General features: G+C 37.3%; 27 protein-coding genes and 1 tRNA gene. 19 read left to right on the top strand and 9 right to left on the bottom strand.

Annotation, left to right across the window (positions count from 1 at the left end; translation table 11 throughout):
- Positions 1 to 221 precede the first annotated feature (221 nt).
- The 6 genes from Q4597_RS17010 (at position 222) to Q4597_RS17035 (ending at position 5,323) form a co-directional block, all read left to right on the top strand.
- Positions 222 to 920, top strand: coding sequence for a GNAT family N-acetyltransferase (locus Q4597_RS17010; protein ID WP_303407328.1), 699 nt, complete (start codon positions 222 to 224; stop codon positions 918 to 920).
- A gap of 392 nt (positions 921 to 1,312) precedes the next feature.
- A complete protein-coding gene (locus Q4597_RS17015) occupies positions 1,313 to 2,050 on the top strand; it encodes a DUF3891 family protein (RefSeq protein WP_303407329.1) in 738 nt (245 codons plus the stop codon).
- Positions 2,051 to 2,450: 400 nt separating this feature from the next.
- Positions 2,451 to 3,296: an SDR family oxidoreductase gene (locus Q4597_RS17020; protein WP_215439459.1), complete on the top strand. Its 846-nt coding sequence runs from the start codon at positions 2,451 to 2,453 to the stop codon at positions 3,294 to 3,296.
- A 128-nt stretch (positions 3,297 to 3,424) separates the two neighbouring features.
- Positions 3,425 to 3,883 carry a DUF2383 domain-containing protein gene (locus Q4597_RS17025; protein WP_215914773.1) on the top strand — a complete coding sequence of 153 codons (459 nt, stop codon included), beginning with the start codon at positions 3,425 to 3,427 and terminating at the stop codon, positions 3,881 to 3,883.
- A 73-nt stretch (positions 3,884 to 3,956) separates the two neighbouring features.
- Positions 3,957 to 4,685, top strand: coding sequence for a phosphatase PAP2 family protein (locus Q4597_RS17030; RefSeq protein WP_215438793.1), 729 nt, complete (start codon positions 3,957 to 3,959; stop codon positions 4,683 to 4,685).
- Positions 4,686 to 4,867: 182 nt separating this feature from the next.
- Positions 4,868 to 5,323 carry a hypothetical protein gene (locus tag Q4597_RS17035; protein WP_303407330.1) on the top strand — a complete coding sequence of 152 codons (456 nt, stop codon included), beginning with the start codon at positions 4,868 to 4,870 and terminating at the stop codon, positions 5,321 to 5,323.
- 311 nt (positions 5,324 to 5,634) lie between these two features.
- Here Q4597_RS17035 and Q4597_RS17040 read toward each other — a convergent pair whose 3' ends face one another.
- Positions 5,635 to 5,835, bottom strand: a complete 201-nt coding sequence (locus tag Q4597_RS17040) for a hypothetical protein (protein ID WP_215438791.1) — start codon at positions 5,833 to 5,835, stop codon at positions 5,635 to 5,637.
- A 330-nt stretch (positions 5,836 to 6,165) separates the two neighbouring features.
- On the opposite strand from Q4597_RS17040, the gene Q4597_RS17045 reads away from it, so the two are divergent.
- The 4 genes from Q4597_RS17045 to Q4597_RS17060 all read left to right on the top strand — a co-directional run bounded on the left by Q4597_RS17045 (position 6,166) and on the right by Q4597_RS17060 (position 11,190).
- Positions 6,166 to 7,443 carry a hypothetical protein gene (locus Q4597_RS17045; protein ID WP_303407331.1) on the top strand — a complete coding sequence of 426 codons (1,278 nt, stop codon included), beginning with the start codon at positions 6,166 to 6,168 and terminating at the stop codon, positions 7,441 to 7,443.
- A 266-nt stretch (positions 7,444 to 7,709) separates the two neighbouring features.
- Positions 7,710 to 8,156 carry a response regulator gene (locus Q4597_RS17050; protein WP_215438788.1) on the top strand — a complete coding sequence of 149 codons (447 nt, stop codon included), beginning with the start codon at positions 7,710 to 7,712 and terminating at the stop codon, positions 8,154 to 8,156.
- 5 nt (positions 8,157 to 8,161) lie between these two features.
- Positions 8,162 to 10,660: a PAS domain-containing protein gene (locus Q4597_RS17055; RefSeq protein WP_303407332.1), complete on the top strand. Its 2,499-nt coding sequence runs from the start codon at positions 8,162 to 8,164 to the stop codon at positions 10,658 to 10,660.
- A 149-nt stretch (positions 10,661 to 10,809) separates the two neighbouring features.
- Positions 10,810 to 11,190 (top strand): hypothetical protein, encoded by a 381-nt coding sequence (locus tag Q4597_RS17060; protein ID WP_303407333.1) that lies wholly within the window; start codon positions 10,810 to 10,812, stop codon positions 11,188 to 11,190.
- Positions 11,191 to 11,221: 31 nt separating this feature from the next.
- On the opposite strand, the gene Q4597_RS17065 is transcribed toward Q4597_RS17060, so the two are convergent.
- Positions 11,222 to 11,410 carry a hypothetical protein gene (locus Q4597_RS17065; protein WP_303407334.1) on the bottom strand — a complete coding sequence of 63 codons (189 nt, stop codon included), beginning with the start codon at positions 11,408 to 11,410 and terminating at the stop codon, positions 11,222 to 11,224.
- A 345-nt stretch (positions 11,411 to 11,755) separates the two neighbouring features.
- Here Q4597_RS17065 and Q4597_RS17070 point away from each other — a divergent pair, with 345 nt between their 5' ends.
- Positions 11,756 to 12,193, top strand: coding sequence for a response regulator (locus tag Q4597_RS17070; protein WP_303407335.1), 438 nt, complete (start codon positions 11,756 to 11,758; stop codon positions 12,191 to 12,193).
- Positions 12,194 to 12,203: 10 nt separating this feature from the next.
- On the opposite strand, the gene Q4597_RS17075 is transcribed toward Q4597_RS17070, so the two are convergent.
- The gene (locus Q4597_RS17075) at positions 12,204 to 13,664 is read right to left on the bottom strand and encodes a BLUF domain-containing protein (protein WP_303407336.1); all 1,461 of its coding nucleotides are present in this window, start codon (positions 13,662 to 13,664) and stop codon (positions 12,204 to 12,206) included.
- Positions 13,665 to 13,949: 285 nt separating this feature from the next.
- On the opposite strand from Q4597_RS17075, the gene Q4597_RS17080 reads away from it, so the two are divergent.
- Both Q4597_RS17080 and Q4597_RS17085 read left to right on the top strand, forming a co-directional pair.
- Positions 13,950 to 14,399 carry a hypothetical protein gene (locus Q4597_RS17080; protein WP_303407337.1) on the top strand — a complete coding sequence of 150 codons (450 nt, stop codon included), beginning with the start codon at positions 13,950 to 13,952 and terminating at the stop codon, positions 14,397 to 14,399.
- 85 nt (positions 14,400 to 14,484) lie between these two features.
- A complete protein-coding gene (locus tag Q4597_RS17085; protein WP_303407338.1) occupies positions 14,485 to 15,777 on the top strand; it encodes an alginate export family protein in 1,293 nt (430 codons plus the stop codon).
- A 183-nt stretch (positions 15,778 to 15,960) separates the two neighbouring features.
- Here the strand turns inward: Q4597_RS17085 and Q4597_RS17090 are convergent, their stop codons facing one another.
- From Q4597_RS17090 to glp, 3 genes are all read right to left on the bottom strand, one after another.
- Entirely contained in the window at positions 15,961 to 16,401 is a 441-nt protein-coding gene (locus Q4597_RS17090) for a molybdenum cofactor biosynthesis protein MoaE (RefSeq protein WP_303407339.1), read from the bottom strand.
- A 94-nt stretch (positions 16,402 to 16,495) separates the two neighbouring features.
- Complete coding sequence (locus tag Q4597_RS17095) at positions 16,496 to 16,837, bottom strand: winged helix-turn-helix domain-containing protein (protein ID WP_303407340.1); 342 nt, start codon at positions 16,835 to 16,837, stop codon at positions 16,496 to 16,498.
- 9 nt (positions 16,838 to 16,846) lie between these two features.
- A complete protein-coding gene (gene glp, locus Q4597_RS17100) occupies positions 16,847 to 18,028 on the bottom strand; it encodes a gephyrin-like molybdotransferase Glp (protein ID WP_303407341.1) in 1,182 nt (393 codons plus the stop codon).
- A 316-nt stretch (positions 18,029 to 18,344) separates the two neighbouring features.
- Here glp and Q4597_RS17105 point away from each other — a divergent pair, with 316 nt between their 5' ends.
- The 6 genes from Q4597_RS17105 (at position 18,345) to dsrP (ending at position 24,711) form a co-directional block, all read left to right on the top strand.
- The gene (locus Q4597_RS17105; protein WP_303407342.1) at positions 18,345 to 18,578 is read left to right on the top strand and encodes a hypothetical protein; all 234 of its coding nucleotides are present in this window, start codon (positions 18,345 to 18,347) and stop codon (positions 18,576 to 18,578) included.
- Positions 18,579 to 18,589: 11 nt separating this feature from the next.
- Positions 18,590 to 20,917 carry a molybdopterin-dependent oxidoreductase gene (locus Q4597_RS17110; RefSeq protein WP_303407343.1) on the top strand — a complete coding sequence of 776 codons (2,328 nt, stop codon included), beginning with the start codon at positions 18,590 to 18,592 and terminating at the stop codon, positions 20,915 to 20,917.
- 3 nt (positions 20,918 to 20,920) lie between these two features.
- Positions 20,921 to 21,643 (top strand): cytochrome C, encoded by a 723-nt coding sequence (locus Q4597_RS17115; RefSeq protein ID WP_303407344.1) that lies wholly within the window; start codon positions 20,921 to 20,923, stop codon positions 21,641 to 21,643.
- Complete coding sequence (locus Q4597_RS17120) at positions 21,633 to 22,262, top strand: cytochrome c3 family protein (protein ID WP_303407345.1); 630 nt, start codon at positions 21,633 to 21,635, stop codon at positions 22,260 to 22,262. The genes Q4597_RS17115 and Q4597_RS17120 overlap by 11 nt, the downstream gene beginning before the upstream one ends.
- A gap of 10 nt (positions 22,263 to 22,272) precedes the next feature.
- Positions 22,273 to 23,403 carry a 4Fe-4S dicluster domain-containing protein gene (locus Q4597_RS17125; protein ID WP_303407346.1) on the top strand — a complete coding sequence of 377 codons (1,131 nt, stop codon included), beginning with the start codon at positions 22,273 to 22,275 and terminating at the stop codon, positions 23,401 to 23,403.
- 81 nt (positions 23,404 to 23,484) lie between these two features.
- Positions 23,485 to 24,711 carry a sulfate reduction electron transfer complex DsrMKJOP subunit DsrP gene (dsrP, locus tag Q4597_RS17130; protein ID WP_303407347.1) on the top strand — a complete coding sequence of 409 codons (1,227 nt, stop codon included), beginning with the start codon at positions 23,485 to 23,487 and terminating at the stop codon, positions 24,709 to 24,711.
- Positions 24,712 to 25,072: 361 nt separating this feature from the next.
- Here the strand turns inward: dsrP and Q4597_RS17135 are convergent.
- The 3 genes from Q4597_RS17135 to Q4597_RS17145 all read right to left on the bottom strand — a co-directional run bounded on the left by Q4597_RS17135 (position 25,073) and on the right by Q4597_RS17145 (position 26,864).
- Positions 25,073 to 25,146 (bottom strand) — tRNA-Pro (locus Q4597_RS17135).
- 66 nt (positions 25,147 to 25,212) lie between these two features.
- Positions 25,213 to 26,127: an alpha/beta hydrolase gene (locus tag Q4597_RS17140; protein ID WP_303407348.1), complete on the bottom strand. Its 915-nt coding sequence runs from the start codon at positions 26,125 to 26,127 to the stop codon at positions 25,213 to 25,215.
- Between the two features lie 14 nt (positions 26,128 to 26,141).
- On the bottom strand, positions 26,142 to 26,864 hold the full coding sequence (locus tag Q4597_RS17145; RefSeq protein ID WP_303407349.1) for a M15 family metallopeptidase: 723 nt from the start codon (positions 26,862 to 26,864) through the stop codon (positions 26,142 to 26,144).
- Between the last annotated feature and the right edge of the window lie 81 nt (positions 26,865 to 26,945).

Consider the following 26,945-nt stretch of genomic DNA (forward strand, 5'->3'; position numbering starts at 1 on the left):
AAAAAAAGTTAAGTTAATAAAAAACCGTTCCAAGTAACTATATGTATATGTTAATTTGATAAATGAATTTGAACGAATAGAATTTAACGCTTTAAGATTGTTATCTGTAAATTCCAATGGATAAACTTTTTAGTGTTTAAAATTCTATTTCTTTCCGTTAGACAGTGCGAGCAATCCCCAATTCCTTTATTTTTAACTTTTGTAAAAGTGAAGCGTATTAAATGGAAGATAAATTGAAGAATCCCGTATGGTATTCATTAAATGAAACACATTCACAATTTTCCCATTTGGGAGAAGGTATTGCTTTTTATAAACCAGACTATTGCCCGTTTGGCGGTGCCAACGCCATTGAAAAAGCAACGCAGAGCATTGTAGAATACAGCCAGCATATTAAACAATTCTTTGTGGTAGGTAGTCAACCATTACCATCACCTCTCTATACGCTGCAAAAAGAATATATCTGTGATCAAATGATTTTGAGAGCTCCAATTGATTTGAAACTAAAAAACCAAATAACATCCTTAACCAGTAATCTACAGAAGAACGAACTTTACGAGTTGGTTAGTTTAGTACAGCCGGGTTATTTTACAAAAAAGACTGCAGAATTAGGGCGCTATTTTGGGATTTATAAAAACAATGTACTTGTTGCGGCAGCTGGTGAACGTCTACAAATGAATGATTTTACCGAAATAAGTGCTGTTGTAACCCATCCTGAACACACCGGAAACGGATATGCAAAAGAGTTACTTAAATATACTTCTGATATTATTTTTAAGTCAGGGAAAACTCCGTTTTTACATGTTTTGGAAATCAATACCCGAGCCATAGGTATATACAAATCATTGGGGTTCCAGACACTCAGAAAAATGAGCTTTAATAATTTAATGGCGACTGATTCAAATCAACATAATTCCGATTAATTCCTAACAACACATGGTCCTTAAAACAATTTGAATAGACCCGTAATTTTTTGTTCTTACACCAGAATTGGGCCTTTACAGACCATCCCTTCAACTCTAAATTCAAATGTTCTTAACCAGAAGGAAAGAGCTGCCATTTATTTAGTATTCCCAAAATTTGAAAGCTCTCAATAGAACCAACCCAAACAATTTTGCTAAACCATTAAAAGTGATTTGCAATATCTATTCCAAACAGAAATTATTTCTTTTGGGTCATAAGATTTAAGAATCAATTGCTAAAATTGACTGTTACTTGTTAGATAATTTTAATCGGAGTCTCACTATTTGCATACTAGAATATTTTGCTAGGTTTTAATATTACTAAGACTACTGAGAAAAGTAAATGAAATTTTATGATAGTAAAACACACGTTAACAGGTTGGGAAATTATATCTCAATATGCTCATGGCCTTCTTGCTGGAAAGATAGCATCTCAATTAGAGACAAGCCTAACACAAAGTTTTTGGGTTGATGCCCTAACAGCTATTGTAGAGCATGATGACTATCTTTTAAATTTTGAAGAACATAATTATTTGACACAAAATGGTAGTCCTAAAGATTTTACAATGGATACTAATTCCCCTTCAGATGCTTTAGAACATGCTAAAAGAGTGTTTGAGAACTCCATGCAAAAATCTCAGTTAATCGCGCTTTTAATTGGTCGGCACCTATCCTTCCTTTATGAATCGCTAGCAGGTGATTACGAGCCTTTGAAGCAGTTCCTTTCAGAAATAGACTCTAAGCGCTCAACTCAAAGAAAACTCTATGCAATATCAAAAAAAACTGAAGACGAATTATATAATATATTGCTTTTTTCAGACCGCTGTTCCTTAATTCTAAGCCAAGACAAAATACCGGAAGTTGGTCGTAAAGTAGAAATCAATAAAACTATAAATAATGAAAGGTACTTTCTAAGGCAAAAAGAAGATAATTCCATAACCATGGAACCTTGGCCCTTTAAATCCGATTTCTTTAAAGTCCATTCCGAATACAAAGTCTTGGATACACCTGTTTACAAGGACAACAATCACTTAAAGAAAGCACTTTCAGAGGCAGATTTTAAAATGCGTACTTATATCTTTAAAAAGTAATATACAACAACCACTTCCCCATTAAGCTATTTATTGATTTACAAGCTTAGCCCTCATTCCCATTTATAACATAGAATTCCAAGAACCTCAAGAATGTTTCTATAATTTTTATTAAAGAAATTCTCTTATGATGGGTCTTTCGAGATTAAAATTCATTTGGGATATTTTCAAATTGCATAAGGTTCATCCTATTTTTTCCCATAATGTAAATTTAATTCTAGAAACATAAAATTTTAAAATCACACAAAGATTATCTGCTGCTAAACTTCATTTGGTGGTTGTTTACACCAAATAATCTTCACCAAAATATTGAATCATGGATATACATAAAAACGCTACTAACGCACATAATAATAATGAATCTAGAATTGATGATGTGGTCTCTACAATAGATGACCAAATGACCCTTGCCAAAGAAAAGCAGTATAAGCAACCGGGCAACCAACATTCTATGGAAATAACACCACAAACTATACGCAAGGATTATGAGGGGAGCAACAAATTAGAAGGAAAGGTAGCTATAATTACGGGAGGTGATAGCGGAATTGGTAAAAGTGTTGCAGTACATTTTGCACGAGAAGGTGCTAACGTTGCAATAGTTTATCTGGAAGAAGACCAAGATGCCAAAGAAGTGCAAAACACGGTTGAAGCAGAGGGAAAAAAGTGTCTTTTATTAAAAGGTGATGTACGTGACGAAGAATTCTGCAAAGAAGCTATAGAAAAAACAATTAAAGAATTTGGAAAAATTAATATCGTGGTCAATAATGCCGCTATGCAATTTCCTTCCGAAAATATAGACGATATTCTAACTAAGAATCTACATAAGACCTTTGAAACCAATATCTACTCCTATTTTTATATAGCACAAGCCGCAATACAACATTTAAAAAAAGGTGATGTCATCATAAACACAACATCCATAACGGCATACAGAGGATCTGAACATTTAATAGACTATTCCAGCACGAAAGGGGCAATTGTTGCATTTACCAGAAGCCTCTCCAAGAATTTGGCTGCAGACGGAATCCGGGTCAACGCTGTTGCTCCCGGACCAATTTGGACTCCGCTTATTCCCGCTACATTTGATAAAGAAGAACTAGAGAGCTTTGGCAAAGATGTTCCTTTAGGGCGTCCAGGACAACCTTCTGAGCTTGGGCCAGCTTATGTATTCTTGGCATGTGAAGATAGTAGTTATATGACCGGCCAAGTGTTACATATTAATGGCGGGGAGATAATTGGAGGGTGATAGGCACACTATTTCCAGCGTACCTGTATCGGTTCAAAAAATTAAATATTAAGAATTACGCGCCTCAAAAATTGATGCGGGTCCAATTAAAATCTCTTCCTAAAGCTACAGAATGAAAGGGTAAAATTATGATGACAAAACTTGCTACAAAAACTCTTGATGGTCTTATCAATAAGAACATACAGGCCGAAAGAGTTTTTTTTATGGCGTCTAAAAAAGTAACTGCTGAGTCCCTGACCCAATGGTTTGATGTTAGAAAAAATGAAAGAAGAGATTTCAAAATAGAGCTCACCGAGGAAATGAACAGCTGTGATATTTCGGATAAAGATTTACAAAATATGGTGGAAGGTTTAGTATATAATTGGATAGATTTTAAAACTATACAAGCCGCAACTGACGATGAAACTATACTGAAAGAAGCTCTAAGAGCTGAAAAAGCAGCTGTGGATGAATATAATAGCATTCTTTCCAACACGAAATTACCTTCCAGAATTGTGGTGATTCTAAAAAAACATTGTGCAAAGATTGAATACGGGCTAGCTATTCTGAAAGAGCTTGACAGCATTCAGTTTCAAGAAGAATCTTAATTTTAAATATCAGAAAATATATGAACTGCCCTCAACGTCGTAAGCGTATGTTTAGTTTGACTAAAACTCTAAGATGAAAGAAAAATTATACCAATTAATTCAAAAGTTAAGAGGGTTTCTTGAACTTCACTACAAAAAGTACAGTACCTATTTACCCTATATCATTGCTGTTATTTCTTCTACAGCTATAGTAGTTGGTGGCATTAATTTGTTCGTGGAACTTACCGAAGAATTAAAAAACGAAGTCCTAACTGCATATGACACTAGTATTACGGATTATATAATTTCTTATCGCTCACCAAATCTTACCAATTTCTTTGTATTCATTACCCATGTAGGAGACGTATATGGCTATCTGATTATTCTTGGTCTGGGCGTATTACTTTCTGCCGTAGTTTATAAAAATTGGAAATATGTTTCACAGATTACAATTGTTCTTTTTTTAGCTACGATTTCTAATATGGTATTAAAGCGATTTGTTGATAGAGCCCGTCCGGGTATTGAGCACCTGGTTTCGGTTGAAACTTTAAGCTACCCTAGCGGTCATGCCATGAGCGCAATGGCATTTTATGGTTTTCTAATATATCTATGCTCTAAATTAAAAATGGGCCGACTTTTTAAAATCCCTTTGATTATTCTTTTGGTTGCACTCATATTGAGCATTGGAATCAGTAGAATTTATCTGGGAGTTCATTTTCCTTCAGATATTGCCGGGGGGTTCATAGCCGGATTCATATGGGTTATATTTTGCATAATGATATTTAATCTAATAGACATATTCAGAAGAGATCCAAAAACTTAGTTTAGAATTGGGCGAATTAACGGAGTAATTAAAAATCTCTTCACTAAGTTAAATTCCATTAGACAGTCCATTCCATATGAACAATCACAGTTTACTAATCAACTGAGCTAACATTGTTTTTAATAACATCTATCCTTTCTTCATCTGTAGATTAATTTTAGTATAATTAAAATATAGAAACCATGTTAAAAAATATAATAGGTACAACGTTACTCACAATTTGCTTCACAGCGTGCACAAGCACCAAGCAAAAAGCGACAAATAACAACTCCGAGATAGCCCAGAAACAAAATACCGAGACCTCAATTGGCATTACTTCTTCTGATTCCCAAATATCCGGTGGAGCTGTCGCCAAAGCTAACGGAGCTACAGGAGCCATGAATAACCTACAAGCCAATGCGCAACACAATCAAATTATTACCTCCGGAGATTCGCAATTGTTTTCACATTTGGATATGACCGAAGAACAAATCAACTCCTACAAATCGGCTATAGAAAATTTCGAAAGTCAAAAGCGAAATATGCCAAACGGCGAGATGCTAGGAAGTTTTGAAAGTGAACGCTCTAGACAAATGAAGAATATATTATCTGATGAACAATTTATCAGATATGAAAAATGGGTAGCTGAAAATGAATAATTCTTATTTAGTAACTCAATATACTATTTAGTTCACAGTTAATCTTAATACATGTCCGGACACCTTGTTCCGTATACATTCTTAAATTTCTTTAGCCATCTTGTATGGATACTGCGTCAACTATAGCAGGGTGCAGGCAAGGATTAAAAGCACAAGTTTTTATAGATAATTTAATCTATACAGTTGCTTAATGCAGTGTATATGCACGAACCGCTGGTGAACAAAGATTTTATTATATCTCCTTTAGTTCTGCAATGTACACAGGTATTGCGCAACTCGTCCCCTATCAGCTTTTAACTCAATGAATTTTCTTATGAGGCAGAGTCCAGAACAAAATAAATAACACAAAAAACCATTAAAAAGGCAATTACCATAATGATAGTTACCCAAGGAAAGCGGGTTCTAGGAACATTGGTAGTCTGGTTTCTTACTGACCCATCATCTTTTTGCTTAGTAGGCATAGGGGCACTTTCACTAGCCTTCATCTCTTCTTTATTAACTCCAGTACTCATAATCAATATTTAAAAGGTTCATTTTACTTAAAAGCTGGAATTTCAATAGAAAATTCCTTCGCCATGTCTTTTCTAAATTCTTCATTTCTACTGGGAGGCCTTATTGTAAATGCGTTTTTTTTTAATACAAAAAGAAGCAAATCAATTTTTTTTAAGCTGTCCTTTTAGGTCAACAACTATTTTGATAGCGTTTAAAAGAATCACCCTATTCACTAAATTGAAACCAGTTAACCATAATCACCTTAATACAATCCTTGAAGCAGTTATTCTTTTTTTCTATTTGCATAGACTAGTAATTAAGATTAGCTCATTCGAAGGAAAAACCAAACCATGCTAAAAAAAATAATATTAGGTTTCGTTGCAATTGCGATTCTGTTTATTACAGTCGTTTATTTTTCTGTATCCACAACTGAAAAAGAATTTAGCACCTGCAAAATTTTGAATATTGACCAATTAGAATCCGTAAATTTTCGTGATTACGATTCGGTACTTGTAGCTGCAAGCACTTTATACAAAGGCAATTCATTAAAAAAAATAATTCAAGGAGAACAGTACCGTAAGGTATGGGAAACACCTATTAAAGTTCCTATTGCTTTCTTAGATACTTTAAAAGGAGGTCTTACAATTATTGATGAAGGCGGGGGGCAACAAACCCATTCTTTAAAATTAAAAACCTCCAATGGTACTATATTTACCCTACGGAGTGTTACCAAAAACCCAGAACCTTTAATCCCCGAATTTGCACGGATTCTTGGCTTAGAAAATATTATTGTAGATGGAATTTCCGCTCAACATCCATATGCGGCATTGGTTATCGCGCAGTTGGCTAAAGATGTGGGTATTTCATCAACTAGGCCACAGCTTTTGTTCATTCCCAAACAATCAACACTAGATAAATATAACGCCAAATACGGTAATAGACTATACTTGCTAGAACACGAAGATTCCGGCAATGCAGAATGGAGTGATATACCCAACACTTGGAAAGTGGTAGATACCGAAGAGCTTCAACTTTTGAAACTAGAATATGGAAAAAATCTGATTATTGACCAAAACTTATTGGTCAGGACTAGATTATTTGATCTATTAATTGGGGACTGGGACCGTCATGCAAAGCAATGGGGCTGGATTATACAGAAAAAGAACGACAAACTAAAAGCAATACCACTACCCTGCGACCGAGACAATGCCTTTTTTAAAATTGAAGGTATAGTTCCTACTATTATTTCTAACGAAGTATTTATTCCCGATCTTCAAAATTTTGAAAAGGAAATTGATTATCTCCCTGGGCTAATAATGGATTTTGATGTATATTTTTTAAAAGAAATAGATAGGCGAATTTTTGAAGAAGAGGCCAAATATCTCGAAACCAGACTTACTGATCAGAACATTACAAATGCTTTTAAAGTTTGGCCTACAGAAATATTCAATTTGGAAGGCCAAGAAATCATAAATAAAATACAGGAACGCAAATCAAATATTCATGAGTATGCCATCAAATTCAAGGGTCTGATTGATGACCAACCCTATCTTGAGAAACCTTTAAAGGGATCAAAAAATGACACTATTCCCTCTCAACTACACAAATGCTTTGCGTGTTGGCCCTAAGAAACAGCTCCAATGAAATGAATATTATAGAAGTAAATTTTTCAAACTTATATTCTATCAAGTCAAATAAAAATTTATTCGGTTACAAAACTTTTGACAACCTTATATATTTTTATAGAATATATTAATCCAGTTTCCATCTATGAAAACATCTACCACAAGATTAGACGATGATTAGTTCTCTAGAAATTGCAAATAAGCCTAGTCTAAGCGATAACCTATGAGCACTTCCATAAATTTTTAACCTTTCAATTTTCATAGTAACGATGAGTGGTAAAACATATAATATATTTCTAACCGATGATGATTACGATGATCGCCAATTGTTTGAGGAAGCCATAAACGATATTGGTATAAATATCGTTTTCAAATCATTTGAAAACGGTGTTGATTTAATGAAAAATTTACTGGATGCCGAAATACAACTACCCGATTGTATTTTCCTAGACTTGAATATGCCCATGATGAACGGTGAAGAGTGTTTGAACGATATTAGGCTAGAATCAAAATTTACGCAGATTCCGGTTATTATCTATTCCACCCTTATAGATTCCAAAAAAGTTCTTGAACTACAAAGCAAGGGCGCGGACCTTTATCTAAAAAAACCGAATACTTTTGACCAATTAAAACTAGCTCTTACAAAGTGCATTGAGTTTATAGATTTTAAATTTCGTCAGGAAGTTTCCTCCAATAATTTCGTTCTCAAATATTAACCTTTATGGAAGCCAAAACGGAACATACTTTTCCATTTATGGAAGGTGGAGGTGAAATGGGAGAACTGACCCGCAACAAAAATTGGGAGACAACCACTTTGGGGGCTCCTAGTACCTGGCCACAGAGTTTACGTACAACATTAAGTATTGTTCTAAATTCAAGATTTCCTATGTATGTCTTTTGGGGTCCTGATTATATTGGGTTTTACAATGACGCTTATAGGGTTAGCTTAGGCAAAGATGGAAAACACCCTTCCATTCTAGGCATGAAAGGCAAGGATGCCTGGCCTGAAATTTGGGACACTATATACCCCCTATTACAGAATGTTTTAAAAGGAAATGGGGCAACATGGAGCGAAAACCAACTTATACCAATCTACAGAAACGGTACTATTGAAGAAGCTTATTGGACATTTAGCTATAGTCCCATAAAAGAAGAGAAAGGAAAAATAAACGGAATTTTGGTAACCTGTTCCGAAACTACGGCCAGTGTAAAAACAATGCAAGATCTTGAAGAAAGTGAAAGTGATCTTCAGTTTGCCATGGATGCTGCCGAACTTTGTACGTGGGACTACAACCCGCTTACCAATAAATTTAAAAGTAACGAGCGTCTTAAAGAATGGTTTGGCCTGCCTATGGAATTCCATATTCAATTGAATGATGCCATAGCCGCCATACAAAAATCAGATCAAGAACGCGTGTCCAAAGCTATTGCTAGGGCACTAGACCATACCTCGGGAGGCAAGTATGATATATGCTACACGATTCAAAATAAAAAGACCAAACAAACAAGAATTGTAAGGGCAGTTGGCAGAAGCTGGTTTAACAATGAAAATATAGCATATCGCTTTAATGGTATTTTGCAGGATATTACCGATGATAAAAAAGCCCAACAAAAAATTCAAGATAGTGAAAAAAAATTCCGGAATCTTGTTCAGGATGTGCCTGTAGGTATCGCTATAATCAATGCCAAAGACTTTAAGGTTGAGTTAGTAAACGATAAGGCTCTGGATATTTGGAATACAAATAGAAATCTTGCTGAAGGAAGGTCCATTTTTAATGTTTTAACAGAGATAGAAGCAGGTCTTCGTCCCATTTTTGAAAACGTTATTCAAACGCAGACTGCTCAAACGGGTATGGAATACCCATTTAATCTGGTGCGTAACGGGCAGACAGTTACAGCCTATTTCAATTTTATATTTAGCCCCTCAATTGATGACAAAGGTAATGTTGCCACAATCTTATGCGTTGCATCAGAAGTAACGGAATCCGTTATTGCACGTCATCATGTTTTAGAAAGTGAAGCCGAATTTCAGAATTTAGTATTACAATCACCCATTGCTATGGGAATATTACGAGGCACCGATTTAAAAATCGAGATGGCTAATGAGGTATTATTGAACCACTTTTGGAGGAAGAAAAAGAAAGAGGTTTTGGGCAAAAATCTTCTAGAAGTGTTTCCTGAGCTTAATTCTCAAGAATATCCTACCTATCTACGCTCGGTTATTAAGACCGGTAAGCCTGTGTCTGTTAAAGAGTCTCATGCCATTGTAGAAAGCAATGGTGTTAGAAAAGAGTATTATGTAGATTTTGATTATATACCTCTTAAAGAGTTAGACGGTTCAATCTCCGGGGTTATGTTAACGGTTACAGATGTAACCAATAGTGTAGCGGCAAGACAAAAGTTAGAAAACTTCTCAAAGGAACTTGAGCAACAAGTACTCGAAAGGACAGAATTATTAAAAAAGGCAAATGAAAAATTAGAAGATACCGTACGAGAGCTGGAGAAGAGTAATGATGAGTTGGAGTCTTTCGCCTATATTTCAAGTCATGATCTTCAGGAGCCCCTGCGCAAAATACAGATGATGAGCAGTCGCATATTAAAAATGGAATCCGAGAATTTGTCCGAGAAAGGTATGCAATATTTTGACCGAGTTATATCGGCTGCAGAACGTATGCGAACCCTTATTGAAGATTTATTGGCCTTTTCAAGAACCTCTAAACAACAAGAAGAGTTTGAAGTTCAGAATTTGACATCATTATTAGAACAGGTAATTGAGAACCTCTCTGAAAAGATTGAAATGACCAATACCCAAATTACATACGATGAACTTGGTGAAGCAAAAGTAATTCCCTTTCAAATAAGACAAGTTTTTCAAAATCTAATCGAAAACTCAATAAAATTTGCAAAGATAAATACTCCTCCACAAATTGATATCAAAGTAAAAACTATTCATGGTTCCAAAATAAAAAATGTGTTATTGGATTCGGAACTTTCCTACCACGAGCTCAGTTTTCACGATAATGGTATAGGTTTTGAAAAAGAACATGAGGAACGAATTTTTGAGATTTTTAAAAGACTACATGGTAAGTTGGAATACCAAGGAACCGGTATTGGCCTAGCTATTGTTAAGAAAATAGCGCTTAACCACAATGGTGCCGTATCCGCCAATAGCAGCTTAGGTAAAGGAGCTATTTTCAGACTGTACCTTCCGCTTGCTTAAGCCCGCGATATTGAAAAAAAAGATAAGATAATTACAATTTTATTTTCAGCGAGCTTACTAAAAACATTAATATTAAGCTTAGAGAAGATAGAATTGAAATTAAGCAAAGAGAACCTGTCCCAATTGCAAGAACGCGTGTACATACAGCTATGGGATACTGTGAAAACTGGCTAAAATGGAGCTTTACATTAGACGACCCAAAAATTAAAAATAGTATTTTACCTGATTGTGATAATAACGAATGGTTGGAGGTAACCAAAAATAGATTGGCCCTTAATATTATTGATACTGATGGACAGTTAGACATACAACCTCTATCAATATATTCTGCATCTGGATATCAGGTTGAATATACTCTGGTACAAGTAATAAGTGAAACCCGGTATACCTTTGCCCTTGAGTGGTTTGGGGAGGAACATATTGATTTAAGCGATAATATCCTCAGTTCTATTCTTGGTGAGGAAAAATTGTCCTTAAAACAATCAATGAGCTATGCTGCATTTTTCAAAAATAAAATTTCCAATTATTAAATTTTAGAAAATGTACAGTGTAGGTCTTGAGCTACTCGTTCAATTTTCCATTAGTCTTTGTACTATCTATATTTACGGTATCCGCTCCAAGACGTTCTTCGCTTTTCCATTTTTTTTCTCTTTCCATGGCCTCTTGTTGTGTTTCCTTAACACCATCCATACCACTTCCCGGGGTTGACGACTTGTCCGTACTTTCTCCGCATGAAGTTATTAGAAACATAAATAGTGTAAATACACATAGTAGTTTTGGAGTTTTCATCATACTGTAAGTTATAATTAGACTTTAATACTTACACGAAATTTAATGAGATAGCTTTTTGATGTTTAACTATATCAGGTGGAAAACTATCTGAAAAAATTGTTTGCCATCATTATCATATTACGAAAAGGGTTTGCCCATAAATCTGCTCTAAAATAAAATAATGAGTTCCAGTTTTAAAGTGAAACAACCTGTTTTACCGCAATCCGAATAGTGTTATATATTTATCGTATATTGTTATGAGAGGCTTACTAAAAATACTACATTTATTTAGTGAGAAATCACAAATACCCCAAAATCACATTTATGAACAACTACAGTGTTTTTAGTCCCTTGGCGTATGCAGATGATGATGAAGATGACAGAATGTTCTTTGCGGAAGCCATGCAAGATATTTTCCCTGAGATAAATATGGAAATATTTCCTAATGGAAAATTACTAATGACCCATATATTGAATACTTTATCTGCGGGTATACTTCCTAAGTTAATTTTTTTAGATTTAAATATGCCCATAATGGACGGGTTTGAGTGTTTAACACATCTTAAAAAAAACCAATTACTAACTAAAATCCCGGTTGTAATCTATTCTACTTCCTCATCGGAAGAAGACCGACGCAAAAGTTTAGAAATGGGAGCCTTATTTTTTTTGACAAAAGAGACCTCTATAAATAAAATGCACAATCAATTAAAATTGGTGATAGACGAATTGTTCAAAAGAAAGAAAAATCTAAAATTGGTGTAACTAATAGAAGTCAAGCAGCGGAGTTATCCGTATGGATTTTTATTATATTTCTAACTTTTCGCCATAAGTTTTCAGAGTCTATAGCACTATTGTCCAACTTACCCAAAACATTACTTAGTTCTAAACTCTTGGCACTTCCTTGAATTTGCACATCTAACACACCCTCGTCACTTATTGTTGCCAATGCCCAATTTTTAAATTCCCGTCTTATCTTGTAACCTTTCCACATCACCTTAATATCCTTATGCCTCTCATCGTTCTTGATATTATCAAACAACGTTAGTATATCCTTTTTGGGACCTTCAATAATTTGGAAAAATATATTACGGTGATAGATGATACAGCCAGTTATATTAAATTCGGGGTTTAAGGATCTTGCCGTTTTAATAATAGCATCAACATCCTTTCCGCTAGTAGTATCTACAGCTAATGAGCGGTAACTTATATCAAAAAGTAAATTGGCGTCTTCAAACCTCTTTTTATAAACACTTGGGCTAAACCCGTACATATCCAAAAAAATCTTAGAAAAGTAACTTTTACTCTGATAACCCACCGCAAGACATATCTCTGAGATATTCATTTCGGTTGAATGCATTAACTCCCTGCTGTGTTCCAAACGAAGTTTTGTGAGATATTCATTTGCAGAATACCCATACAGGAAACGAATTCCGCTTTGAAGCTTTTTTGGTGAAATCCGCAAGTGGAGGCTGATATCATCAATGGTAAATTTATCGGCAATACGCTCAATCACATAGTCACCAACATGGGTTATTCTGGAAAGCTCAGATTTAGATAAAATAGGTCGAAATTCTTCATTATTACGGTCATGTTGATGTGCCTCTAATTGCGAACCCAACATTCTGAGCACAGTGCCTTCCGTAATTAATCTACCAACCACGTCTGTGCGTAAATTTTCAACAATGATTGAGGCGTAAGTTCCAATCCTAGTATCAATATCACCAAAATATCTATACGGGTGTTTACTAGTTTTATTATCAAAGTTCGCCTCCAACTCCTGAAGAAGTCTTTTTTTACTAGCTATATTTCCCTCTGCCAATTCCTTAGGGTTGATAATAATATAACAGCATTTATATGCAATATTACTTGGTACAATAAATTCTGAGCTAGTATTAGGTTCACTAACAATAATAAAATTTTGCCCCTGCCTTATTTTCTTATGTTCAGGTTCATTAGGAAACTTCTGCAATTGGTAACCTGATACGTTGTACCCAAAGTAATAGGGCCTATCCTCGGAGAAGTTCATATTGATTACTAAATTTTGGGTAAACTCAATATTATACACCCATGCCGTAAGACCTGGCATCAACTCATATAAACTAACGTACCCTTTACCATGCTCATTATCAATTGACATTTTGGCTGCACCCAAATTTTCAATGAGGTCGCCATCATAGTAAACTGAAAATTGACGTAGCATTTCCAAGGGATTATCTTCCCTTAATCTCAACATAATTTTTTCTTTAAAAATAAAATTATTGTTGAATAAATTTTAACGCTATCGAGAAAAATTAACGTTATTGAGCAATGTAAATGTCAACTTGGCATTTATAAAGTGTAAATATAAATCCAGCATATACTCCCTTATGAAAAAAAATTACCTGAAAATCTTATGCAAAACTACTCTAAATGCATATTTAAATTTAAAATCATCCAAAGTGCTATAAAACCTACTTTGTTAAAATAGAATAGGCTTTAATAATCCCATTTTCTTTAAAAAAGAAATATCTTGCATTATATGGGCATTTTTGACTTTAGAGATCCGAGTAAGAGAAAAAAAAAGAGCATTCCTATTTCAGTAGAGTGCACAGCCACTGAAATTTTTATCAATAACACCAGTATTACCTTTCCTACCAATTACACGGTACTTAAAAATATACTGGGAGAGGCTTCTCGTATAGAACCTATTAAAAACACAAATAACAATGTGTATTTATGGGATGACTTTGGCATATATTGCTCCACAGCTAATCCAGATAAAATGCTGATGTTACTATTAGTAGAAGACAATAGATATGGATTAGGCCATCAGCCCCTGAAAAATTTTGAAGGGAACGTTTCAATAGACGGCAATCCTATGGCAGAAAACATTCAAAACGTAGATATTAACAGACCTTATATGATACGTTCTATTATAAAGGAGCAAAAGCAAGTGGCAATTGCCATTGGTTGGAATCCGGGTGTTTAGAACCGACTTACTTAAGTGATAATTATCATATTTATTGAAATTCAAATAGCGAACCTTTGTTGCTAAATGTAACGAACTAGCTATTATGACCATACGAAGACTTCAGGTAGGCATTCTGTTTTTATTTATTTTCAGTTGTATTCCATTAACTGCGCAAACACTGGAAGTTGATGCGGATTTAAGGGCCCGATTTGAATATCGCCACGGGTATAACAACCTTTTTCCTACCGATGCCAATCCCGCAGCCTTCGTAAACCAACGTACCCGTCTAAATATTGGCTATTCCGCAGAAAAACTAAAACTGTTCATTGCGGTACAGGATGTGAGCACATGGGGAGACACCCGACAAATTTTAGCGATAGACGGAAACGATTCTTTTTCTTTATTTCAAGCTTGGGCACAATTGCAATTCAATGAAAATTGGTCTTCCAAGCTAGGTAGACAAGTAATTTCCTATGACGACCAACGTATATTTGGCGGTTTGGACTGGGCCATGCAAGGACGTTTTCATGATGCTGCCATCATAAGCTACAAGAAGAATAATTTTATGCTCGACTTAGGAGGAGCCTTTAGCCAAGAAGCGGCTAGTAACGAAGGAACGGCATATAATATTCAAGGTTTTTTCACTTATAAATCCATGCAATATGCCTACCTAAAGCAATCTTGGGAGAAAAGTTCCGTGAGCTTTCTTTTTCTAAATACGGGTTTTCAAGATTTTACCGGTGATGCCAGTGATATTGCAAACGGCGTTTCCTATAGACAGACTACAGGTACTTACTTTAAGTTCCCAGTAAAAAAAGTACATTTTGCCGGTAGTGCTTATTATCAATTTGGGAAAGCAAACGCGACGACAGATTTATCAGCTTATCAATTGGCTTTAGAGGCTACTTATACATCTAATAAATTTCTCTATGGATTAGGTGTTGAGCTTTTAAGCGGAACCAATCAAGACGGCGACTCCAAGAACAAATCGTTCTTTCCTCTTTATGGAACCAATCACAAGTTTAATGGGTTCATGGATTATTTTTATGTTGGCAACCATGCTAACAATGTCGGGCTTAATGATGTGTACGGAAAAATTGTCTTTACTACGGGCAAAAAATCTAACTTATTGCTAAAAGGACATTATTTTAGTGCCAATGCAAACCTTACCGGAGATACCGATGCTTATTTAGGAACGGAATTAGATTTGGTATATACACAAGCCCTAATGAAGAATGTAAAGCTAAATGTAGGCTATTCCCACATGTTTGCTTCGGATAATATAACTCTTATAAAAGGTGGCAGACCAAGTGATAATACAAACAACTGGGGATGGGTTCAACTAACGATCAATCCAAATCTTTTAAAAACAAATTTAGGTAAAGCATCAAACTAAGAATACAACTACCTCAACATATAGAGCCAATTTTCCTATAATCAAAGCAATGTCCTTTCCTACCAAGGCTTCGCTACCTGAAAGCCTTAGTATGTAGACTCCCAGCCAATACACTTTTCTACCGTGGCCTAGAACGTCATAATAGGGAATTTAGGGTATGGCCGGGTACCAGCTACCATACGGCTAGCTGTTTACTTTCCATTGCGAAGATTCATCCTCAAATATTTCCTTTCCAAAGACAGGCACATCGGCCTTTATGGCCTCTACCACATATTCCAGCGCTTTAAAGACTTCTTTCCGTCTGGGTGATGACACAAAGACAAATAGACATATCTCTCCCGATTTAACCAATCCCAAACTATGGTAAATATGCATACAGGTAAGATTGAATTTTTCAAAAGTAGCTTCCCTTATATCATGGAATTTCTTATTCGCCATGTCTTCATATGCGGTATATTCTATTGCGGCAACCTTATTATCGTCAACAACATCGGCCCGTACTTGACCTAGAAAAATATTATGCGCGCCAATACTGGTTTTAGATTGATGCTTGGCTATAGATTCCGCTATAAATGCCGAAGAAATAGCACCTTGTTTAAATACGTTTTTATAAGTAGTGCTCATTTTTTAATCCTATTTTCTTTACTATAAATTTTTGATGTTACTTTTATTAATTCTATAGGCCCTCTGCTAAAGAAGTAATCCTGATTCGTTTTTCTCAAATTCCATTTAGGGTCTCAAACTCTTTGTCGAGAAATTCCCAACACTTTTTGTTGATTTGCTCAAAAGCTGTTATTAGTTTTTTTCCATAGGGTGTAATAATCGTCCCTCCTCCTTTTTGCCCACCAACGGATGTAGTTACCACGGCTTCTTTTGCCGATTTATTCACGGCATCTACTAGTGTCCATGCTTTTTTATAAGACATACCGATAGACTTTGCCGCTTTTGACAATGAGCCTTGTGCCGCAATTTCCTTTAGTAAACGCACTCTTCCCTCGCCAAGCAAGACATTATCCCCTACTTCGATCCAAATCCTACTCTTTATCTTGTAATCGTTCATAACAAACTGTTATTTGGTGGGCAATAGTAGTGTTTTTACGTTCTGCCCTCTTTTAATTTCCATAGAATTCACAGGTAGGCAAACCAGGGCATTGGCATCTCCAAAAGCCTGTACCATGGCAGAACTTTGTCCTCCTAAAATGCGCACTCCGGCACCTTCTATTCGAGCTTTTAGAAATTGTGCCTGAGTTCCTCTTACCGTGTAATCAGATAACAGAGGCAAAAAAATAGTGGGAAGGTTCATATGCTTCGCTCCTTCATATTTCTTTAAAAGAGGATATACATAGATATAAAAACAACTAAGGGCTGCCGCAGGATTTCCAGGAAGCCCAAATATGGATGTCCCTTCCTTTTTACCAAAAAACAGGGGTTTTCCTGGTTTTTGCCTCACCTTATAAAAAATCTCTTGTACCCCAATGGCATTAAATGCTTTACCAACAAAATCATAATCTCCTACGGATACCCCGCCCGTAACGATAACAACATCGTGTTTCCCTAAAGTATCACTTAATACATTTTTGGTGGTATCATAGTCGTCCCTAATAGTAATTGCAGAAGTGTTTTTATAACCTAGTTCTTTTAGCACAGCGGTCAGCATCGCCCCATTGGATTCGTATATCTCACCATAGGATAAGCGCGTACCTGGGGCCACTAATTCGTTTCCGGTAACGACAATGGCCACCGATGGTTTTTTAAAAACCGTAATCTCAGTAAGCCCCAAACTCGCTAAAAATCCGATATGAACCCCTTTAATTGTAGTTCCTTTGTTTAAGGCAATACCTCCTGCCCTTATTTGTTCCGCTTTGGGCCTGATGTTCAGATTCACCTTCGGAGGTTCTTCTATGATAATCTTATTGCCCTCTACGGTTACCCTTTCTTGCATGACTACCGTATTTGCAGAAGTGGGAACAGGTGCTCCCGTAAAGATGCGGACAGCTTCGCCTTTACGTAAAGTGGGGTCATTCTTATCACCGGCCTGTACTTCCCCCACCACTGTATAGGTAAAATCATCGTACACATGAAGTGCGTAACCATCCATAGCCGATTGCCTGAATGGCGGCATATCTATTCTTGAAACAACATCTTTGGCTACAACATAATCTAGTGCATCTTTCAAGTCTACCTCAAAAAATTCGGTATTGTACGCGCCATGTCGCAAAACCAATTCCAACGCCGTAGTAGTATCTATCATTATTTCCGTGCCTTCTTATTTTAATAGATAAAATGATTTTAGATACCAATAAACTTATACAAGCACATCAGTAACAACAAAAACCTTACAATCAACGTAATACCCTTGATTCCAATCTCTTCGTGAATAATACTATGTATTACGAGAGAATGAATAATAAGCAATCGTTATTTCCATTCAAATATAGCGATTTCTTTATTATTCATTCTATGACATTTATCATCTTTTTAAGAACCATACTGACCTATTTTTGTTAAATAGTCAAACAATTTCTGATGAAAATTACTGATTTTCAAACACATATAACCGACCTAAAATGCCTATCAAAAGCTACCTAGCACACCCTATCACGGGAAAAAAAGAAGAATTGATGACCGCATTGGTAAGTCTTGGTCAATGCGAAGTTATTCCCGCCGAGAACCAAAATGTTTTGGCATTGGTTACCGATACCCAGACCGACAAAGAAGACGAAATTCTAAAAGAAAAAATTGAAGCCCTAAGCAGTCTAAAGCTGCTGGCTTTAGTTTCTGGTTTTAATACCCCTCAATAATTTATATAGCTATGTACGAATCTCTAACTAACAGGAGGAATTTTATAAAGAAAATGGCCATGTTATCCGCAATTACTGCGGCCGCATCAATGTTCCCCGGTATTGTCTTTGCCAGTGAGCAAGAGAAAGGAATTCCTGATAATGCCAACCTGGATTGGAAAAAGGGTCCTTGTAGATTCTGTGGCGTAGGTTGTGGAATTCTTGTAGGTACTGAAAACGGAAAGGCCGTAGCTGTAAAGGGCGACCCTAATTCGTCTGTAAACAAAGGATTGTTATGTGTAAAAGGGTACCACCAGATCATGTGTATCCAATCTAAGGACAGACTTAAAACCGCCCTAGTAAAGAAAAACGGTAAATACATAGAAACCCCATTAAGTGAAGCTTTAGACCTTGTTGCTTCAAAAATGAAAGAAAGCATTGCCCAGAACGGCAAGGATTCCGTGGCCATGTATACTTCAGGGCAGTCTACCATACCTGAAGGCTATATCGCTTCTAAATTCATGAAAGGGGCCATAGGAACCAATAACCTGGATTGTAATGCACGCCTTTGTATGGCAAGTGCCGTAACAGGATTCTTAACCTCTTTTGGAGCGGATGAGCCCATGGGCTGTTATGAAGATATTGATCACGCCGATTACTTTGTTACTTGGGGAAACAATATGGCTGAAATGCACCCGGTTCTATTCTCAAGAATGTTAGAGCAAAAAGCGAAACGTGGTGCTAAAATTATTGATTTTGCCACACGAACTACACGTTCAAGTACGGCTTCTGATAAATCAATCTTATTTGAACCCCAAACCGACTTGGCGGTAGCAAATGCCATTTGTTATGAGATTATACAAAACGGATGGGTCAATAAATCCTTTGTTGAAAAACATTGTAGCTTTAGCAAAGGCCTTACCCATATTGGCTATGGTCTAGAAGACAATTGCCAGTTTACGGATAAGCCAGAGAAAATAGATTTTGAGGCGTATAAAGAATTCCTAAAGGATTACAGTCCAGAAAAAGTGGCGAAGTATTCCAAGGTTTCCGTAAAGGACATTAAATACCTAGCGGCAATTTACGGGGATCCCAATAAAAAAGTAGTGTCTTATTGGTGTATGGGAATGAACCAACACACCAGAGGAACATGGATGAACAACCTTGTTTACAATATCCATTTACTTACCGGTAAAATATCGCAACCGGGTAACGGTCCTTTTTCATTAACAGGCCAGCCTTCTGCTTGTGGTACCGCTCGTGAGGTGGGAACCTTTACCCACAAATTACCGCACGGGGTTGTAACGAATGAGAAAGATAGGGAAATGGCCGCTAAAATCTGGAAGGTTCCCGTGGAGCGTATTCCATCCAAGCCAACCTATCATGCCACTGAAATGTTCCGCGCAGTAGACCGCGGAGATATTAATTTCATTTGGGTACAAGCTACCAACCCTCTAGTTTCTTTGCCTAAGACAAGTCGTTACCGTCCAGCAATGGAAAAGAAATCTTGTTTCGTTGTAGTTTCTGACGTCTTCCCCACACCTACTACGGATGTAGCCGATGTTATTCTCCCTGCTGCTTGGCATATTGAGAAAGGCGGACTCTATGGTAATTCTGAGCGAAGAACACAGTATTGGCAGAAAATGGTCGAATCCCCCGGAGAGGCAACACCAGATACTTGGATGTTCATTGAAGTAGCAAGACGAATGGGTTTTGAAGATCTCTTCCCTTATAGCAAAGAAAATCACGTAGAAGAAATATACAACGAATACAGACAATTTCACGAAGGTGCAAAACACGGTATGGCACCACTTGAAGTCTTAGAGAAAGAGTCCGGAGCTATCTGGCCTTATGTAAATGGCAAGTCCACCCAATGGCGTTATAATGCCAAATATGACCCTGCTTGTTCCAATGGAGAAGACTTTCATTTCTATGGAAAACCAGATGGCAAAGCGGTTATATGGCAACGTCCTTTTGAAGACGCCCCAGAGAAACCAGACCAAGAATATCCATTTTGGCTCAACACAGGTCGTGTTGTAGAACATTGGCATACAGGTTCTATGACGCGTAGAATTCCGGTACTACATCAAGCCATGCCCAATGCCTATGTGGAGTTTCATCCAGACGATGCAAAGTCTTTAGGAATTAGAAACGGAGAAAACATTAAAATAACCTCTCGCCGGGGTTCTTGTACACTGCCGGCATCCATTAACGAAAGGGGTTTACCTACAAAAGGGCAAGTATTCGTTCCCTTCTTTGATGAGAACATGCTCATTAACGATGTTACCCTAGACTCTTTCTGCCCTATTTCCAAAGAACCGGATTATAAAAAATGTGCGGTAAAAGTTGAAAGAGCCTAGACTATGAAAAAAAGACTTGGAATCATATCGTTTTTTGTGGTAATCTTTATCGCGTTTATCGTGGTATGGAACTACAGCTATAAACAGGGTTTGGAAGAAGCCTATACACCTGTTATTGAAACGCCTACCGGAAACTTTATTCCATCGGAAAGTGGTGCTTTCAGACGATTTGATGATGCAGGTGCAGGTTTGGAATATCTGAATATGCCCGTAGATGAAAACCACCAACGTACACTAGATACCTATTATGATAACAGGGCCTATCCGGGAGCACCGCCAAGTATTCCCCACCCTGTAGCAAAAGAGCGCAGCTTTGGAGGCAACACGTGTATACAATGTCACCAGAACGGTGGTTTTGTAGAAAAATTCAATGCCTATGCCCCTGTTACCCCGCATCCGGAAATGGTAAACTGTCGTCAATGTCACGTTACCCAAAACACCACTAGCAACTTTAAAGAAAATGGATTTACAAAACCGGAACCACCAAAAGTGGGACTCGGTGCAAATAATGCATTACTAGGAGGTCCACCAATGATACCGCATCAATTACAAATGAGAGAAAGTTGTATTTCTTGTCACGGAGGACCAAGTGCCCCTAAGGAAATTAGGGTTTCGCATCCCGACCGTATTAATTGTAGACAATGCCATTTGCCAAAACATAGTGAGCAACCAACCGTTGATGCGAATACATTTCTAAGACAATTCGATAAACTAAATGAAAAATAGAACGCTAATATATTTCGTAGTTGTACTTCTAGGGATGTCCTTATTCTCTTGTAAAGAGGAAGGGGAATATCATTCGATATCCGATAAGATAGAAGGCGAAAGCAAACCATATCATGGCCCCCTGACTTCTGAAGGATTATTGACGGATACAGAGTTAATAGAAATCACGGAAGGCGAACATACCTTCCTTATTCCAGAACGGAAAGGACAAATAAAATCATTTGCCTGTACAGAGTGCCATAGTAAACCGGTCTCACAGATGATCGGTAAAGATGCGCAAAAAGCCCACTGGAACATTAAACTCAATCACGCCAATAGCGATGCCATGAACTGTGCCACCTGTCATAACGGGGAGGACATGAACCAGCTAAATACATTGACAGGAAAAAATATAGATTTCAATTTAAGCTACAAACTATGTGCACAATGCCATTCGAGTCAATTTGAAGATTGGAAAGGTGGCGCCCATGGTAAGAAAGTAGCAGGATGGGCTCCTCCACGAGCATCTAACACCTGTGTGAATTGTCATAATCCGCACAGTCCCAGTTTTGAAACTAGATGGCCCGTGCGATTCAATACAAAAACGGCTATAGAACGTAACGAAGGTTTAGGTCATTAAAAATAAAGGTATGAGCGATAATAAAAAATGGTACTCTCTAGACCTAGGTCTAAATAACAGAAAAGAGTCTTCGGGTTCTTGTGGTTGCGGTAAATCCGAAGGAAGCTGTAATAGCGGCCAAAACAAAGAAGAGGAACTAAGCGCCGATGAGTTTTACGAGGCCGCCATTAATGCATCTATTGGTGAAGAACGCCACCGCGATGGCTTTGAGCAGGTTTTTGATGTAAAGATGGACCGGAGAAGTGCCTTTAAAAAACTAACTGCCAGCCTTCTAATCGGTGCTGGTGCGGTAACCACCTCATGTAGTGTAACCGCTGGAAGTGATACCAAGGAAAAGGCCCAGATCGATTGGGAGGAACAGTTTAAGGGAAACTATAAACTCATGACCGATGAGGAAAAACAAGCTACTATAAATAGACTTATGCGCTCGTACGAACTGCGAACGAATAAAAACATAAATATGACCGCAGAAAATGCGGCAGAAGATGTGCTCTTCGGCTATGCCTTCAACATCTCCAAGTGCCAAGGCTATATGAATTGTGTCAGCGCCTGTGTAGAGGAGAACAACCAAGACCGAAATTCAGAAATGCAATATATCCGCATACACGAGATGAAAGATGGGGAAGGTTTCAAATTCGACAAAGCTGATGACAACTATTACCACGAGGTGCCCGCAGAAGGTCATTTCTATATGGGAACTCAATGTTTTCATTGCGATAACCCTCCCTGTGTGGAAGTTTGCCCCGTGCAGGCAACATGGAAAGAGGAAGACGGACTTGTAGTCATAGATTACGATTGGTGCGTTGGTTGCCGTTATTGCATGGCCGCCTGCCCTTACGATGGAAGACGCTTTAACTGGAGTAAACCCGAAGTTCCAGAAAACGAAGTAAACAAAAATCAACATTACTTAGGGAACAGAATGCGCAAGAAAGGTGTCATGGAGAAATGTACTTTCTGTGTGCAACGTACGCGTAAAGGAAAAAACCCGGCCTGTGTGGAAGCATGTCCTACCGGAGCTAGAATTTTCGGCAATCTATTAGACCCTAATAGCATCATAAGATGGGTACTAGAAAACAAGAAAGTATTTAGACTAAAAGAAGATTTGGGCACAGAACCCAAGTTCTGGTACTTCATGGACTAAGAACGTCATAAAGGAAAGCATATAAGTCTTAAGGCTTAGAATACCAGAAATTCTAAACCGGCAGATTTAAAATAATATACAATGGGAGCATTTAAAGTATTTAGAAGTTTGGTGGTCGATAGTTTAGATACCATAACCAAGGGGTCTAAAAAGTATCATCTTTGGATGGGGTTTCTTACCCTTGTGATGCTAATCGGCATGTATTGTTATTCCATTCAATTAGAGGAAGGGCTTAGCGCTACGGGAATGTCCGATCGCGTTAGCTGGGGACTGTACATTTCTAACTTTACTTTTTTAGTAGGTGTTGCCGCGGCTGCCGTAATGTTGGTAATGCCCACCTACGTCTTAAAAGATATCGATTTTAAACAGGCCGTATTAATCGGCGAAGGACTGGCCGTAGCGGCCTTAGTAATGTGTTTAGCCTTTGTAGTTGCCGATATGGGCGGACCATCCGTGTTGTGGCATATGATTCCCGGTATCGGAGTTTTTAACTTCCCGAACTCCATGTTGACTTGGGACGTTATTGTATTAAACGGATATCTTTTCATTAATATCAGTATTCCGTTTTACATCCTCTTTAAGCACTATCAGAACAAAGAAGCAAAGAAAAGTGTATATGTACCAGGTGCAATTCTTTCCGTATTTTGGGCCGTGGGCATTCACTTGATAACCGCCTTTTTATATCAAGGTCTGCAAGCGCGTCCTTTTTGGAACAATGCCTTGTTAGGGCCTCGTTTCTTGGCATCGGCATTTGCAGCTGGACCTGCACTTATTATTTTAGTTTTAGCCGTTATACGTTCTTTTACCGCATTTAAGATAGAAAACAAAACAATCAAGAAAATAGCTATGATTGTAACCGTTGCCGCTCAGATCAACTTGATTATGCTGGTCTCTGAACTGTTTAAAGAATTTTATGCCCCTACACACCATAGTGAAAGTGCCTATTACCTCTTCTTTGGCCTACATGGCAAAAATGCGCTACTACCATGGATTTGGACCGCTATACCTTTAAATATTCTTGCCACGGTGATACTCACGTTCAACAAATTTAGAAATAACCTAAAGGTATTATACTTCTGCTGCTTTATGCTATTTGTAGCGATATGGATAGAAAAGGGCTTTGGTTTGATCGTTCCTGGCTTCATTCCCGGGCCTTACGGTAAAATAGTAGAATACCTGCCCACCGGCGTAGAAATAGGCGTAACAATCGGGATTTGGGCAATGGGCGCCTTTATATTTACCATTCTTGCCAAAACTGCTATTGGTATTGAACTGGGAGAATTACGGTTTAAGGACAAAAATTCTTAGGCTTTACAACTCTTCTTGAAATATCCCCATAGGGCTACGAAACTTTTAAGAAATTATACGGGGCTTTAGCTCTTTGGTTGGCAATCTCTAATATATTTTCAGTAATCTACCATATCGATTTTGCAATCGGCGTATGCATTAGTGCTGCTTCCCATCCCCTCTGAAATATTACGTTAGAGTTGGTAGCCAAAACACTTTTGCTTTACTTCTACTTTCTAGATGTAGTATTTGAGTAAATTCTATGCTTCTAAGAAAGAGTGAATGATTGTAATATTTAAGGTGTATAACATACCCTATAAAAACAAAAGCTTGTTAATCGTACGATTAACAAGCTTGCATTATGCATTGATATGCTATAGTGTCGGGATGACAGGATTTGAACCTGCGACCACACGCCCCCCAGGCGTGTACGCTACCGGACTGCGCTACATCCCGAAATTGGATTGCAAAAATATAAAAGTTAAGCAGATATTCTCCTATCTTTTAAAAAAAATGCAATAACTACTCTAGATGCTCCATCCAACCGAACAAAAGCTCTGGCCAAGTTCTTAAATGCACATCTGCCAACCCCAAGGCAAAACCATGTCCGCCGCTAGGAAATATATGTAAAGCGGCCGGCACATTGTGATCAACTAATGCTTTGTAAAACGCTAGGCTGTTTTCTACTGGCAAGGCTTTATCATCCGTAGCATGCAGTAGAAAGGTAGGTGGGGTATTGGGGGTTACATGTTTTTCATTACTAAAACGATCAACCGTTTCAGGTTTTGGATTATTGCCCAACAAATTATTCTGAGAGCCTTTATGTGTAGATGATTGATTAAAAGTAATAACCGGATAGCACAAGGTTAAAAAATCCGGTCTCGCACTTAATTTATCGGCTTCATCAATTGCAGTGTATACTTTTTCATCAAAATGAGTTCCTAGAGTAGAAGCTAGATGTCCGCCGGCCGAAAATCCCATAGCACCAATTTTATTTGGATTTATATTGAACTCCTCTGCTTTGCTCCGCACCAGTCGTATTGCTCGCTGGGCATCTATCAAAGGAACATTTTCTTTATGGGTCTGCGATACAGATGATGGTAAACGATATTTGACAACGATACCTGCAATTCCTTTACTGTTCAAAAATTTTGCAATATCTATTCCCTCCCAGTCATATGCTAAAATACGATATCCTCCTCCTGGAAATATAACCACAGCCTGACCATTGGCATTTTTTTTTGAAGGCAGATACACTTCAATCGTAGGGTCTTGCACCTTGCTTATACGCAAAATATCCTCCCTAACATGCTCCTCTTTTTCATCCGAAGCTATATAATTGGGTATCTTATCTTTAGGCCACAACGGTATTATAGTGTCTTGGGAAAAGGCGTTTGCACTCATTATTAAAACGGTAAAGAATATTAGTCTTTTCATTTTGATTTTTATCATTAATTACAATCCCATTTAAAATTTGCGATAGGATATTTATGCGCCCCGTCTAAATTATAATGCCACCATTCCGTTCTAGTGGACCAAAACCCATGCTTCTCCATAGTTTCTTTTAGCAGTTTTCGGTTATCCAGTATCTCTTTTGGTAGATTAAAATTATCATGATATGCTCGCTTTCCAAAGAAATCAAAGTCGGTTCCCATATCCAGTTCTTCACCTTCCAAGGTTTCCAAGGTAATATCTACGGCTCCACCTTTGTTATGTATGGAGCCTTTTTTTGGATTGGCTACATATTGCGGATTGGGTACTATTTTCCACATTTTATATTGAACTGAGTTTGGCCTGTAACAATCAAAGAACTTGATGCGAAACCCATTCTTTTTGAAATCTTCATTTGCCTTCAATAGCGCCTTAACCGTTATTACCCGGGTATAGCACTCTGCGCAATCATAGACCTTTTCCTTAAGAAAATTATTCTTGGTTGCATAACGTAAGTCATAGGCAAACCCATCACTAAAATCGGCCAAGCGAACAAAGGTGGTATCCGTCAAATCCTTAAATGTCCTGAAAACCTTTTGCGGAGCTGGTTTTTCCTTGACCACCGTATCAATCTGGTCTATACTTACTTCTGTATTTTGTTCTATGTTCTTTTTAGTTTTTGGGTTTTCCCCACATGAAATAAAAAAAAGTATTAGGGTAAGCACAGTATAAAAATTCCTCATAAAAATAAATTATCGACCTAAACTATGTAGCATAGGTCTTAGATATAGATTGATGTAAACCGAGTTTCAGATTATATATGC

The sequence above is a fragment of the Zobellia sp. 1_MG-2023 genome (genome assembly GCF_030549125.1).
Classification (GTDB): Bacteria; Bacteroidota; Bacteroidia; order Flavobacteriales; family Flavobacteriaceae; genus Zobellia; species Zobellia russellii.

What these genes read in the sequence shown, in the direction of transcription:
- Q4597_RS17035 (WP_303407330.1), top strand. Translation starts at nt 4,868, where the DNA reads ATGTTAAAAAATATAATAGGTACAACGTTACTCACAATTTGCTTCACA.
- Q4597_RS17020 (WP_215439459.1), top strand. Translation starts at nt 2,451, where the DNA reads ATGACCCTTGCCAAAGAAAAGCAGTATAAGCAACCGGGCAACCAACAT.
- Q4597_RS17025 (WP_215914773.1), top strand. Translation starts at nt 3,425, where the DNA reads ATGATGACAAAACTTGCTACAAAAACTCTTGATGGTCTTATCAATAAG.
- Q4597_RS17060 (WP_303407333.1), top strand. Translation starts at nt 10,810, where the DNA reads ATGGGATACTGTGAAAACTGGCTAAAATGGAGCTTTACATTAGACGAC.
- Q4597_RS17075 (WP_303407336.1), bottom strand. Translation starts at nt 13,664, where the DNA reads ATGTTGAGATTAAGGGAAGATAATCCCTTGGAAATGCTACGTCAATTT.
- Q4597_RS17070 (WP_303407335.1), top strand. Translation starts at nt 11,756, where the DNA reads ATGAACAACTACAGTGTTTTTAGTCCCTTGGCGTATGCAGATGATGAT.
- Q4597_RS17105 (WP_303407342.1), top strand. Translation starts at nt 18,345, where the DNA reads ATGCCTATCAAAAGCTACCTAGCACACCCTATCACGGGAAAAAAAGAA.
- Q4597_RS17120 (WP_303407345.1), top strand. Translation starts at nt 21,633, where the DNA reads ATGAAAAATAGAACGCTAATATATTTCGTAGTTGTACTTCTAGGGATG.
- Q4597_RS17095 (WP_303407340.1), bottom strand. Translation starts at nt 16,837, where the DNA reads ATGAACGATTACAAGATAAAGAGTAGGATTTGGATCGAAGTAGGGGAT.
- Q4597_RS17040 (WP_215438791.1), bottom strand. Translation starts at nt 5,835, where the DNA reads ATGAGTACTGGAGTTAATAAAGAAGAGATGAAGGCTAGTGAAAGTGCC.
- Q4597_RS17140 (WP_303407348.1), bottom strand. Translation starts at nt 26,127, where the DNA reads ATGAAAAGACTAATATTCTTTACCGTTTTAATAATGAGTGCAAACGCC.
- Q4597_RS17045 (WP_303407331.1), top strand. Translation starts at nt 6,166, where the DNA reads ATGCTAAAAAAAATAATATTAGGTTTCGTTGCAATTGCGATTCTGTTT.
- Q4597_RS17145 (WP_303407349.1), bottom strand. Translation starts at nt 26,864, where the DNA reads ATGAGGAATTTTTATACTGTGCTTACCCTAATACTTTTTTTTATTTCA.
- dsrP (WP_303407347.1), top strand. Translation starts at nt 23,485, where the DNA reads ATGGGAGCATTTAAAGTATTTAGAAGTTTGGTGGTCGATAGTTTAGAT.
- Q4597_RS17085 (WP_303407338.1), top strand. Translation starts at nt 14,485, where the DNA reads ATGACCATACGAAGACTTCAGGTAGGCATTCTGTTTTTATTTATTTTC.
- Q4597_RS17030 (WP_215438793.1), top strand. Translation starts at nt 3,957, where the DNA reads ATGAAAGAAAAATTATACCAATTAATTCAAAAGTTAAGAGGGTTTCTT.
- Q4597_RS17115 (WP_303407344.1), top strand. Translation starts at nt 20,921, where the DNA reads ATGAAAAAAAGACTTGGAATCATATCGTTTTTTGTGGTAATCTTTATC.
- Q4597_RS17110 (WP_303407343.1), top strand. Translation starts at nt 18,590, where the DNA reads ATGTACGAATCTCTAACTAACAGGAGGAATTTTATAAAGAAAATGGCC.
- glp (WP_303407341.1), bottom strand. Translation starts at nt 18,028, where the DNA reads ATGATAGATACTACTACGGCGTTGGAATTGGTTTTGCGACATGGCGCG.
- Q4597_RS17050 (WP_215438788.1), top strand. Translation starts at nt 7,710, where the DNA reads ATGAGTGGTAAAACATATAATATATTTCTAACCGATGATGATTACGAT.
- Q4597_RS17065 (WP_303407334.1), bottom strand. Translation starts at nt 11,410, where the DNA reads ATGTTTCTAATAACTTCATGCGGAGAAAGTACGGACAAGTCGTCAACC.
- Q4597_RS17055 (WP_303407332.1), top strand. Translation starts at nt 8,162, where the DNA reads ATGGAAGCCAAAACGGAACATACTTTTCCATTTATGGAAGGTGGAGGT.
- Q4597_RS17015 (WP_303407329.1), top strand. Translation starts at nt 1,313, where the DNA reads ATGATAGTAAAACACACGTTAACAGGTTGGGAAATTATATCTCAATAT.
- Q4597_RS17090 (WP_303407339.1), bottom strand. Translation starts at nt 16,401, where the DNA reads ATGAGCACTACTTATAAAAACGTATTTAAACAAGGTGCTATTTCTTCG.
- Q4597_RS17010 (WP_303407328.1), top strand. Translation starts at nt 222, where the DNA reads ATGGAAGATAAATTGAAGAATCCCGTATGGTATTCATTAAATGAAACA.
- Q4597_RS17125 (WP_303407346.1), top strand. Translation starts at nt 22,273, where the DNA reads ATGAGCGATAATAAAAAATGGTACTCTCTAGACCTAGGTCTAAATAAC.
- Q4597_RS17080 (WP_303407337.1), top strand. Translation starts at nt 13,950, where the DNA reads ATGGGCATTTTTGACTTTAGAGATCCGAGTAAGAGAAAAAAAAAGAGC.